The following is a 12,140-nucleotide window of genomic DNA, read 5'->3' on the forward strand; positions in this document are numbered from 1 at the left end:
CAACAACAGCTAAAAAACGAGAATATCCTCCTTTGAAACGGGGACATCCTCGTAAGTACGTGTTAAATGAAGAATTTGAATAAAATTTAGACTTATAAATGCCCACCCGTACTGTGATCATAGGCATGATTTTTTTCATTTGCCCGTACGCCGAGACAAAGACTCTGATACAACTGCTGCTGCCCTGGAGTGGCAAAATTCCGGTGCTGCTCAAATAAAGCCATACAACCAATGATATGTTCGGTATAGCTGTTATCGACAGACAGCTGCAGGCAATGCAGTGTTTGTGCCAAGCCCTCGGGGTAGTCGCCTTTTCGAAAATAATATTCCGCATACACCTTGCAAAAGGAGGCAAAGCGAAATGCATTAAAATGCTTGTGATAATGTGTGTCCCATTGTTCCGGTGCAAGCTCCCAGAAGCTCTTGAGTTGCTGGCTGAATAGCTCCAGCTCGGCGTCCACGAAATAACCAAACCGATTTGCCGATTCGAGCAGCGTATTCAAGCCTTCCAGTGTCTCATCCGGATGCTCGCGCAGGTAAGTCATATATTCATAGATTGCAGAAGTGTTGCCCATTTTGATCTCAATACAAAGTCGGCTGCCCTGTGCATATACACGATGCAGGTTGACCACTTTCCAGCCTTCTTCGTCCAACCCTTCAAACCAGCTCAAATCTGCATAACCTTCAATCCATTGCTTGGATTCCTCATATCTACCCTGAAGCTCATAGCAGCTGGCCTTGAGCAGATGACCCTGAGCATAGTAATAAACGAGCGGCTTAAGCAGCTCCAGGTGCTCATCTCCAAAGCGGTTCCGATTGCGATACAATGCCTGCGCCAGCTCTCTCAGCTCGTCCGCATACATTTCCATCTCGGCCCATTGCATTTTTAAAGCAAACACTTGGGCTAGCATATGTAAGCCTTCCAGTGCATAAATTTCCGGTAGACGACTACGGTACAAATGGAATTGTACAGCAGCCTTCAGGTTCCGTTGGTTATCCTTAATCTGAATCTGGAATATACGGAAATAGCTGATCGCCAATCGTTCAGAATGGGTATACTTCTCACTCTCGATGACACAATCATACAAAAGCATGGAGGCTTCATGTCGGCCATCCTCAAACATCGCTTCTGCGGTCTCAAAAATGGCTGGAATATTCGACAAATCGTCCATTAAGTAGCCAAGTACTCTGCGTATACAATCCAGCTTGTTCAACTCTGAGCAACGAAGAAGAAACGGACGCAACCTCCTCCAGTGTGGCAAGGAATGAATAAAACACTCATCTACATACATTTCGAACAAAGATCCTTCTTCCAATCCCATCGCCTCAGTGATCAGATCAAGCTGATTCACTGAAATAGGGCGTGGCGGGTTTCGGTTAAGTATACCGCTAAGTGTACCCGGATTTACTTTAGAAGCATCTGCAAAACATTGCATCGAAATGCCTTCACTTTGAATATACTTTTCTATTTCTGCGCGGATCGTGGTGTTTTTTTCCAAAGGGACACCCCCTCAAACGAATGATGGTGACTTTTTCATTACCTTTTAAACCAAAATTTGTTTAATCAAAGTATATGTCTAATTATACGAGAGGTCAATAACTTTAAAACGCGACTCAGGACATATAAAATCACGAGTTTCGTACGATTTCAAATCCGTTTTATGAAAAAAGACCGTCCTCTGAAAGACAGTCTATTTCTATTATTTTGATGCTATGGACTTAGGGATAATAACTTGCAGGACATTTTTAGAAGCGCCGAAAATCAAAAGCAAACTTGGCGTATCCATCTACCGTTAGCCCTTCATAGAGCAACTCAGAATAAGCATGGGCTACATTCATTGCTTGCGGTGAAGTTAGGAACGTCACATGTGGACGTCCCGGCCATGGAGCGAGGGACCAGTGACCATCAGCCTTTGGCGTCAATGTCTTCATATGCCGCACATACTCGGTCAGTACATGTCGGTTCTCATCCGGTGAAGCCAGCACAACTCGCTCCCCACCCGGATTAACCAGCGCAGAGGAGAACGCACGATAGTTGTTCGTTACGACCAGATAACTCCGCTGCATATCCATCGGTTCCCCTTCAAAAGACATATGAATGATTCTGTGCGCATTTGGGTCCTTTAATTCTCCGGCAGCATCATATCTGGCCGGCTGTGTTACATCAATCTGGTACTTAATGCCATCGATGATATCAAAATTAAAGCTTGGAAACTCAGAATGAATCAGCTCTTGCTCCCCCTCTGCCGAAGGATCAATTTGTCGGAATTGACCGGCAGACCACTCAAGCCACTCCCGAATTTCCGCCCCGCTTAGTCGAACGACATGCAGCGTATTCGGAAAATTGTACAGATCGGCAATATGCTTGATCGCCAGCGTCCCTGCCGGAATATCAGTATAATACGCCGGGCCATATCGGCCGCCTGTTTTAAAAGGAGCTGCCGCCGATAGAACGGGCAGTCCTTCGTATTCGCTCCCTTGTAGCTGCTGTTTCACATACCAAATTTGTGCATCATTTACGAGCTGCACCGAAGCATCATCCATCACCTGGGCAAAAAAGCTGTTCATCGCTACCGTCGTTCGACCTACAGGGGCACGGATATATTCTAGGGTTCCAGCATGTTCCTCTGCTACCGACTGCTGAATCGCAGCATCCGGTTGGACAAGCGCTTCCTTGCGTATCGGGTCATACACCGGACGTGCCTCGGCAGCAGATACAACCACTTGCCATTTTTCTCCCATAAAGGCCAGATCCAGATCAATGATACCTAGATGATCTCCCCAGAAGCCCGGCTCTACTGCTGGAATACCATGAATGGTGCCCTGTTCAGTATCAACACCTGTCTTACCTGCAAACGAAGCGCCGGGAAATACTTTATGCGCATGACCAAACACAATGGCATCGATCCCTTCCACCCTGCTCAGATGCAGCACCGCATTTTCCATATTGGGGGTTTCGGGAATATCTTCAAAGCCTGCATGGGGCATCGCAATAATGAGATCGGCTCCCGTCGCCTGCATTTCTGGAATAAATCGTCTGGCAGTTTCCAGTATATCTTTGACGATAACTTTCCCTTCCAGCCATGCCTTGTCCCATTGCATAATTTGCGGAGGTACAAAGCCGATGACTCCCACTTTCAGCAGATGTTTGTCGCCTGCGTCATCCTCAACCGTCTTATCCAGCAATAGGTAAGGTGTGAAGAAGTTTTGTTCTTTGTCTCCCGCTATATAAATGTTGGCATTCACATAAGGAAACTGCGCTCCTCGAAGACAAGTCTGCAAATATTCCAACCCATAGTTAAATTCATGATTACCGATACTACCTGCCTCGTATCCCAGCAGATTCATTGCTTTATAGGCGGGATGCACCTCGCTTGGGTCCTGTTGGAGCCGCTGTACAACATAATCTCCCATCGGATTCCCCTGAATCACATCTCCATTATCCAGCAGCAGGTGATTGGGCACCTCTGCCCGGGCCTTATGAATCAGACTCGCGGTTTGCGCCAGACCATAATGCTGCGTTTCCTGATCCATATAGTAATCATAATTCCACAAGCTGACATGCAGATCGGTGGTAACCATAATGCGGAATTTCACCTTCACAGCATCTGCATGTTCCCGCCCTGTCTTATCATTAACGTCCAAAATATCCAATCTTGTTCTCTCCCTCAGCTTCGGTCATAGAGCTTGAACAAGTCTAACAGAGCACTGTTAAGAGAATGTTAAAATAAGCAATTCGCCTAAATACAGTCTACGGCCTCTAGCAAATGATAAATTTTACATCATTTTTACCAAAGTCAGGAGTGCTTTTTACCCTACCTGTGGGACTAGCTGTTAAGATTTGGTTTGTCACTGAATTTACAGGTTTTTTAAATTTTCGTTATTACGATGTTTAGGGGGAAATTATTTTGTTCAAAAAAGCACTGACCTTGTGCATGACCTTCACACTGGCAGCAGGTCTAGCCGCTTGTGGCTCGAATGCAAGCAATAACAACAGCGCCTCCACTCCAGGTACAGATGGCTCTAAAAACGAAAGCACAGCCTATGTCCCTAAAGAGTTAAAGGTACAGTTCGTCCCTTCCCAAAATGCAGATACACTCGAAGCCAAAGCCAAACCGCTCGAAAAGCTGCTGGGGGACAAGCTCGGGATTCCGGTAAAAGTAACCGTATCTCCTGACTATAATACGATTGTGGAAGCCATGTCTTCCAAACAGGTAGATGTAGGATTCCTTCCGCCAAATGCCTATGTACTGGCCCACGATAACCGCAAAGCAGCCGACTTGCTCCTGCAAGCTCAACGCTACGGCATTGAAGATGCCACAGGCAAAGACACGACTGAAAAAGTAAACTTTTATAAAGCCATGATCGTGGTGAAAAAAGATTCTTCGATAAAAAGCCTGGCTGATCTGAAAGGCAAGAAGGTTGGCTGGCAAAATGTAACCTCCTCCGCAGGTTATGTGTACCCCGCAGCAGAGCTGAAAAAAGCTGGCGTGGATCCAGACACGGATGTGCAAGGTGTGACAATCAAAGGCCACGACGCTGCTATTTTGGCGCTACTGAACGGTCAGGTTGATGCTGTCGCTGTTTTCCAGGATGCACGTAACACAGTGAAGAGGGAAATCCCGGACGTATTTGAAAAAACACGTGTCATTCATTACACAGCTAAAATTCCAAATGACACTGTCAGTGTACGTTCCGATATGGATCAAACGTGGAGAGACAAAATCGCCCAAGCCTTTATTGACATTGCCAACGATCCTGAAGGCGGCGAAATCATTAAGGAAATTTACACCCATGTAGGTTATGAAAAAGGCGACGATAAGAACTTCGACTCTGTGCGTGAATACGCAGAAGCTGTCGGCCAAGCAGTAAAGTAACAGCTACGAAACAGGCTTTACGAATGACAGGGCAGCACCGTCCATGTATTCATGGCGGTGTTGTTTTCATTCCACCCCATGGGGAGAAAGTTGGGAGCATATGATCGAATTTCGAAACGTATCGAAAACATACCCGAATGGCACCAAAGGGTTGAACAATATTAATTTAACGATCGAGAAGGGAGAAATGGTCGTCATTGTCGGCTTATCCGGTGCAGGTAAGTCCACCCTGCTGCGTTCCATTAACCGGCTGCATGACATTACGTCCGGCGACATCGTTGTAGGCGGCAAGTCTGTTACGTCTGCCAGAAGCAGCGAGCTGCGGCGTATTCGCCGTGATATCGGCATGATCTTTCAAAGCTTCAATCTGGTTAAGCGTTCGACGGTGCTTCGCAACGTACTTTCCGGCCGCGTCGGCTATCATTCGACGCTGCGGACTATTCTCGGTCTCTTCCCGAAGGAAGATATCGAACTAGCACTAACGGCGCTAGAACGCGTGAATATCCGCGAAAAAGCTTACAGCCGGGCCGATGAGCTGTCGGGCGGCCAGCAGCAGCGTGTATCCATTGCGCGTGCTCTGGCGCAGGAGGCCACAATCATTCTGGCAGACGAGCCTGTCGCGTCGCTTGATCCGCTGACCACCCGCCAGGTGATGGACGACCTCCAGCGAATCAACCGGGAAATGCAGATTACGACCATTGTCAATCTGCATTTCATTGATCTGGCGCGCGAATATGCTACGCGGATCATCGGATTACGCGCCGGAGAAGTCGTGTTCGACGGCACGCCGGAGGAGGCTACGGATGAAGCCTTCGCAGAAATCTACGGCCGGGCTATCAAGCATGATGAACTGCTAGGAGTGGGATCATGAAGCCTGACTCTACTGCCCAGCCGCTCTCTTCGATACAACCTTCACCATCTGCGGGACCGCCGCAGCCAGGCAAGCCGCCCGCAGGGCCACCTTTGCCAGGACGTTACAAGCGTTACGCTACCTGGATGATTTTTATCGTGGTGCTGGTAGCCTGCTCCATTCATACGGATGCCACGCCTTACCAATTGATCGTTGGCTTACCGGAGATGGGCAAATTGCTGGAGGAAATGTTCCCTCCTGATTGGAGTTACCTGCCTACCATCTGGAAACCAATGCTGGAAACGATCCAGATCGCCATTGTCGGCACGACACTGGGAGCCATTTTGGCAGTCCCTGTCGCGTTGCTGTGCGCCTATAATGTGATGCCGCGCAAGCTGATCTCGCTGCCGATGCGCACAATTCTGAATCTGGTACGGACGATACCTGATTTGCTGTTTGCCTCGATCTTTGTGGCCGTGTTCGGCATCGGACCGTTTGCCGGGATGCTGGCCCTGCTCTTCTTCTCCTTCGGGATCATAGCCAAGCTGACCTTTGAGGCGATTGAAGCCATTGATCACGGACCACTGGAGGCTATGACTGCGGTTGGTGCAAGCCGCATTCAAGTTATCGCCTTCGGTGTGGTGCCGCAGGCACTTCCTTATTTTGTGTCGTACTTACTGTACACCTTTGAGGTTAATGTGCGCGCAGCTTCTGTGCTGGGGCTGGTCGGGGCTGGCGGCATCGGTCTGCTGCTTGACCGTTCCCTTGGGCTGTTCCGATATGACCGGGCAAGCATTATTATTCTACTGACCCTCGTCATCGTGCTTGCGATTGATTACGGCAGTAACCTGCTACGGAGGAAATTATTATGAATGATCCTACGCTTCGCAGACCCATTGGCCCCCGCCTACGCTTATGGGCGGTAGCTATTCTGCTAATTATCATTTACATTTGGGCTTTTCGCGGGATGCAGTTCGAAGGATTACAGGAGACAGCCAAAAGTGTCTCTGTCGCGATATTGGATGGATTCCTTCACCCTGATTGGTCGTTCGTCTACATCCCAGAGGGAGAGGATTTGCTGCGTGGGCTGCTGGATACATTGGTCATTTCAGTGCTTGGAACCTTCGTGTCCGCATTTGTCTGCCTTCCATTTGCCTTTTGGGCATCCAGCAATATGACCCGTCTGCGTCCCTTATCGGGCAGCGGGAAATTTGTACTAAGTGTGATCCGGGTATTTCCTGAAATGATCGTCGCCATTTTATTCATTAAAGCCGTAGGTCCTGGCTCGTTTGCAGGTGTGCTTGCCCTTGGCATTCACTCGATCGGCATGCTGGCCAAGCTGTTCTCAGAAACGATTGAAAGTGTCGATCACGGGCCGCAAGAAGCTTTGATTGCATGCGGGGCCAACCGTTGGCAGGTCATTTTCTTCGCCGTGCTGCCGCAGGTGATTCCACAGTTTCTTTCCTATTCGCTCTATCGGTTTGAAATTAATATCCGGTCCGCAACCACGCTCGGGCTGGTTGGTGCAGGCGGGATTGGTACTCCGCTGCTGTTTGCACTCCAAATGCGCAACTGGAACCGTGTAGGCGTTATTTTACTCGGCATTGTAGTGCTGATCATTTTGACGGACCTGGTATCTGGTTGGCTGCGTAAACGGATCGTATAATTAAAATTTTCATATCAACAAATGCCTCTAAATCAACAAATGCCTCTCCAGTGTAAAAGGGACATGTTATGCTCCCATTCACTCGGAAGAGGCTTTTGCTGTTCAACAACTCCTAGCTAGCTCATCTATGACCCGCCGGACTTCCTCTGCCGTATTGTAAAAATGCGGAGCCACACGAATAACATCCTTTCGTGCTGACACAATCATATTTCGGCTTCGTAAACGCTTCTCCACTGCGGACACGTCGGCTACTTTAACTGCGAGCAGACTTGGTAATGTGTCTCCTCCGTCAGGTATTCGTATGTGTAGCCCCCTGCTGCGTCCATATTCAACTGAAAAGTCCAACAGCTCATTCATATAGGACTGAATATTCGTGACCCCAATCTCCAGCAGCAGCTTTAAAGCAGCATTGGCGGCAAAAATGCTAATGAAGGAGGGTAGTCCCGTCTCAAAGCGGCGGGCTCCCACCGCCGGAACTGGATGAGCAACATCAAACCGAGAGGCGGGCTCCTGTCCGAGCCAGCCTGTAAGACGGGGCTTGAAGCGGTCAATTCGGTCCTTGCTTATATAAAGAAAAGCCATTCCCGGTATCCCCAGTAAATATTTACGCGCTCCTGCGACCAGAATATCTATCCCCATTGCCTTTACATCTACCGGAATTATACCTGCTGACTGATAAGCATCCACGAACAGTAACGCTTGATTACGGTGGGCTATATTGGCAATGGATTTGAGGTCCTGCTGGAATCCGTTGGTATAATTCACATGGGACACCATAATAAGCGCAGTATTCTCCGTAACCTGTTCCTCATACTGCTCTACGGTCACTTCTCCCTCCGTAGATGGGATGCAGCAAATATGATCGCGGAACATCTCCTGTGCCTGCCAGATGTGCCCCACCGTCGGAAAGTCGGTATCTGCATACACAATCCCTTCTTTTCCCGGTATATAAGGAAGAGCAGTGGCCACACCGGCTATCGCCTCAGAGGCTGAGGACAGCACCGCAATTTCGTCTGGCTCCGCCCCGATAAGCTTGGCAAAATGTCCTCTAGCTTCCTCCAGACGTGCCATAGATAGGTCGCCGTTATGGCCGTATTGCAGCAAGCTTCGATGGTATTCCTCAATGGCAGCGGAAACCGGTCTCGATATCGCCCCCTGGGAACAGCTCCCTACATGGATATGTGAGGACAGCACCGGAAACAACTGACGATAGGACTGAAACGGATGTTTCATATTTCCCTTCGCTCCTCCTAGGCATACTAACGTGCCTTGATATGATCATTTTATTATCCATATAAGCCACCTTAGAACAAGGGCCTCCCTTCCCATCTTCTCGCCGTTAACAGACGATAGACACAAAGAGAGGCCTTGTTGGATCATATACACACAAACTTAATTAATGCACGCGTTTGCGTCCAAACCAGCTTTTAAGCACCAGGGTTGCCAGAGCAAGTAACAACAGTAACGAGGCCACCGCAAAGGATGCCGAGAACTGATATTCGTTATACAAAATCTCCACATGCAGCGGAAGTGTATTCGTCTCTCCCCGAATATGCCCCGAGACGACGGACACTGCACCGAACTCCCCCATGGCTCTCGCATTACACAAAATAATGCCATACAGTAAGCCCCACTTGATGTTCGGCAGCGTCACTTGCCAGAAAATACGCCAGCCGCGCGCACCCAGCGTGACCGCCGCTTCCTCTTCCTGCTGTCCCTGATCTTCCATCAGCGGAATAAGCTCGCGCGCCACAAAAGGAAATGTAATGAACAGCGTCGCCAAAATAATACCTGGCAAAGCAAATATAATTTTAATATCATGCTCGTCCAGCCACGGTCCAAGCCAGCCCTGTGCGCCAAACACTAATACATACATCAGTCCTCCGACGACCGGCGAGATCGCAAAAGGTAAATCAATTAAGGTGACCAGCAAGCCTTTGCCGCGAAAATGAAATTTCGTGATCAGCCAGGCGGCTGCTACACCAAATATCGTATTGAGCGGAACCGTTATCGCTGCCACCAGCAGCGTCAACCGCAATGCGGACATGGCATCCGGGTCCCGTAGCGCTTCAACGTATACGCTCCATCCCTGCTTGAGTGCTTCGGTAAGCACGACGATTAGCGGCAATACCAACACCCAAAGCAAAGCTAAAAAAGCAGCGCCAATGAGCGTCCACTTCACCCAAGGGGCTTCGGTTGTAACCCTGTTGGGCGGTGCGGATGCAGGCATTAGCGCAGCAGAAGCAAGCTCCTGCCCAGTTATCGCTTGTGACATGGTGTATCCTCCTTGAACACGGGGTTTAATGCGCAGGTCTCTGCCGTCTCCATGCTAACGTTAGACCGTTGCATTAGAGAGTTACATTAGCTAGACAGTTACCTTAGCTAGACAGTTACCTTAGTTAGAGAGTTACACTTAGTTAGATAGTACGGCGCCGCGACCAGCGCTGAATACTGTTAATCACGAATAACAGTACGAATGAAATGACCAGCAGCATCAGCGCCACAGCTGTCGCCCCTGCATAGTCATTTTGCTCCAGCTTGGACATGATGAGCAGCGGAGCAATCTCGGTCTTCATCGGCATATTGCCGGAGATGAAGACGACAGAGCCGTACTCGCCAATGCCGCGGGCAAAGGCGAGCGCAAATCCCGTCAGCAGCGGCGGCACCAGCTCCGGCACAATAACGCTGCGGAAGGTACGCCATCTGCCCGCTCCCAGCGTAGCAGCTACCTCCTCTTCATCCTTGTCCAGCTCCTCCAACACCGGCTGAACTGTCCGTACGACGAACGGAATACCAATAAACATCAACGCGAGCGTAATCCCTGTCTGTGAGTATGCCAATTTCCACCCAAGCGGTTCAAACAGTGAACCGATCCAGCCGTTCTGTGCATATAGAGCGGTCAACGCGACCCCTGCCACTGCCGTGGGCAAAGCAAAGGGCAGATCAATGACCGCATCAAAAACTCTTTTCCCTGGAAACTCATAACGTACCAGCACCCAGGCGATCAATAAACCAAGAAATAGATCGATCAGCGCCGCAGCCGCGGCACACAAAAAGCTCACCTTGTAGGAAGCTAGCACCCTGGCATCTGTTGCAACATCCCAAAATTTCTCCCATGTCAGTCCGGTCGAATTCAGGAGCAGTGCTGATAATGGCACCAGCACCACCAGACTGAGGTACAGCACACTATAACCCATTGTTAACCCGAACCCGGGAAGTACGCGTTTTCCGGTGGCTTGCATTTGACTCATGTTCTGTCCATCCCTCTCTGCATCCTTTGACTATGACACTCGCGTCTACCGATCCACTCGCCTTTAGAATCCACGTATGTTATGAACTACCGGGTACATAAATCTGGTCAAAAATACCCTTGTCGCTAAAATGCTTTTGCTGTGTCTCTTTCCAAGTCCCGAATACATCCTTCAAGGTTACAAGCTCCAGCTTTGGGAACCGATCCTTGAACTTTGCCGCCACACTCTCCAGTGTTGGGCGATAATAATGTTCGGCAGCAATGGTTTGGCCTTCTTCACTGTACAGATATTTCAAATACGCGTCCGCCACCTCGCGTGTACCTTTTTTATCTACCACTTTATCGACTATCGCGACCGGAGGCTCAGCCAAAATACTGATCGACGGATACACGATATCGAATTTATCCGCACCTAGCTCCTTTACGGAGAGCAATGCTTCATTTTCCCAAGCGATCAGCACATCGCCAATTCCACGCTCTACGAAAGTCGTCGTCGCTCCACGTGCTCCGCTATCCAGTACCGGCACATGCTTATACAACTCCTGTACAAACTGCTGTGCTTTGGCTTCATCGTTATTGTTCTTTTTGAGCGCATAGGCCCAGGCTGCAAGATAGTTCCAGCGGGCTCCGCCCGAGGTTTTAGGGTTTGGTGTAATGACCTGCACATCACCGCGGATCAAATCGTCCCAATCCTTGATTCCCTTTGGGTTCCCTTTACGTACCAAGAACACGATGGTTGATGTGTACGGGGAACTGTTATGCTCATATTTACTTTGCCAGCCCTCTTTAACAAGTCCTTTTTCCTGCAACGCATCAATATCATAGCCTAGAGCCAGTGTAACCACGTCTGCATCCAGTCCGTCCTGCACAGAGCGGCTTTGCTTGCCAGATCCGCCGTGGGATTGCTTGATGGTAACCTTCTGCCCTTTCTCCTTCTCCCAATGGGCGGCAAATGCTTTATTATACGCCTCATACAACTCACGGGTCGGGTCATAAGAAACATTGAGCAACTCTACATCCTTGGAGCCGGAAGCAGAGCTACCATCGGCCTGCGTCCCTTCCTTGCTTGCTCCGCAAGCACTTAGCATCATCGTTAAAACCAAAGATAGCCCGAGAATAAGCCCCATTTTGTATTTCCTTTTCATCAAGACACCCCTCATTCTATGTAATTTGTAAATACACATTTATTTACGCCTGTTATTTACAGACAGACTTAAAAAAAAGAGCGGAGAATTCCCTGATGCAGCCCTGATAGGTCAAACCTGTCGCGTGTACAGTGTCTGCCTGCTGTTCCTAGAGTTCTCCGCCAGAATGGCAAGGTTATACTTAATGCTTTAATTCCTACCTGTTTAATGAGTTATATGGATATAATACGAGAGTTTATGAGGGATGTCAAACCTTTTTTTAGCATGGGATGGTCTATAATTTGCATTCGAAAGGGGGGGACAGTCAGAAACATCTTGTACGTTTCCGACCGCCTAGAGGGCAAGTACACGC

10 protein-coding genes are annotated in these 12,140 nt (G+C 49.0%); 4 read left to right on the plus strand and 6 right to left on the minus strand.

Translation table 11 applies throughout. The features are described from left to right. Nucleotides 1-92 precede the first annotated feature (92 nt). Entirely contained in the window at nt 93-1,499 is a 1,407-nt protein-coding gene (locus tag FKV70_RS20230) for a DNA-binding protein (RefSeq protein ID WP_142614004.1), read from the minus strand. Between the two features lie 247 nt (nt 1,500-1,746). After that, a complete protein-coding gene (locus FKV70_RS20235) occupies nt 1,747-3,654 on the minus strand; it encodes a bifunctional 2',3'-cyclic-nucleotide 2'-phosphodiesterase/3'-nucleotidase (RefSeq protein WP_142614005.1) in 1,908 nt (635 codons plus the stop codon). 254 nt (nt 3,655-3,908) lie between these two features. Here FKV70_RS20235 and FKV70_RS20240 point away from each other — a divergent pair, with 254 nt between their 5' ends. The 4 genes from FKV70_RS20240 to phnE (FKV70_RS20255) all read left to right on the plus strand — a co-directional run bounded on the left by FKV70_RS20240 (nt 3,909) and on the right by phnE (FKV70_RS20255) (nt 7,393). Then, complete coding sequence (locus tag FKV70_RS20240; protein WP_142614006.1) at nt 3,909-4,877, plus strand: phosphate/phosphite/phosphonate ABC transporter substrate-binding protein; 969 nt, start codon at nt 3,909-3,911, stop codon at nt 4,875-4,877. Between the two features lie 100 nt (nt 4,878-4,977). Continuing rightward, nucleotides 4,978-5,748: a phosphonate ABC transporter ATP-binding protein gene (gene phnC, locus FKV70_RS20245; RefSeq protein WP_142614007.1), complete on the plus strand. Its 771-nt coding sequence runs from the start codon at nt 4,978-4,980 to the stop codon at nt 5,746-5,748. Beyond that, on the plus strand, nt 5,745-6,599 hold the full coding sequence (phnE, locus tag FKV70_RS20250) for a phosphonate ABC transporter, permease protein PhnE (protein ID WP_142614008.1): 855 nt from the start codon (nt 5,745-5,747) through the stop codon (nt 6,597-6,599). The genes phnC and phnE (FKV70_RS20250) overlap by 4 nt, the downstream gene beginning before the upstream one ends. Next, nucleotides 6,596-7,393, plus strand: coding sequence for a phosphonate ABC transporter, permease protein PhnE (gene phnE / locus FKV70_RS20255; RefSeq protein WP_142614009.1), 798 nt, complete (start codon nt 6,596-6,598; stop codon nt 7,391-7,393). Before phnE (FKV70_RS20250) ends, phnE (FKV70_RS20255) begins: the two co-directional genes overlap by 4 nt. A gap of 102 nt (nt 7,394-7,495) precedes the next feature. Here phnE (FKV70_RS20255) and FKV70_RS20260 read toward each other — a convergent pair whose 3' ends face one another. The 4 genes from FKV70_RS20260 to FKV70_RS20275 all read right to left on the minus strand — a co-directional run bounded on the left by FKV70_RS20260 (nt 7,496) and on the right by FKV70_RS20275 (nt 11,788). Then, entirely contained in the window at nt 7,496-8,626 is a 1,131-nt protein-coding gene (locus FKV70_RS20260; protein ID WP_142614010.1) for an aminotransferase class V-fold PLP-dependent enzyme, read from the minus strand. A gap of 163 nt (nt 8,627-8,789) precedes the next feature. Then, on the minus strand, nt 8,790-9,668 hold the full coding sequence (gene cysW / locus FKV70_RS20265; RefSeq protein ID WP_142614011.1) for a sulfate ABC transporter permease subunit CysW: 879 nt from the start codon (nt 9,666-9,668) through the stop codon (nt 8,790-8,792). Between the two features lie 142 nt (nt 9,669-9,810). Beyond that, nucleotides 9,811-10,644, minus strand: a complete 834-nt coding sequence (gene cysT / locus FKV70_RS20270; protein WP_142614012.1) for a sulfate ABC transporter permease subunit CysT — start codon at nt 10,642-10,644, stop codon at nt 9,811-9,813. Nucleotides 10,645-10,723: 79 nt separating this feature from the next. Next, nucleotides 10,724-11,788: a sulfate ABC transporter substrate-binding protein gene (locus tag FKV70_RS20275; protein WP_142614013.1), complete on the minus strand. Its 1,065-nt coding sequence runs from the start codon at nt 11,786-11,788 to the stop codon at nt 10,724-10,726. Nucleotides 11,789-12,140: the final 352 nt, after the last annotated feature.

Source organism: Paenibacillus ottowii, from assembly GCF_006874425.1.
Classification (GTDB): Bacteria; Bacillota; Bacilli; order Paenibacillales; family Paenibacillaceae; genus Paenibacillus; species Paenibacillus ottowii.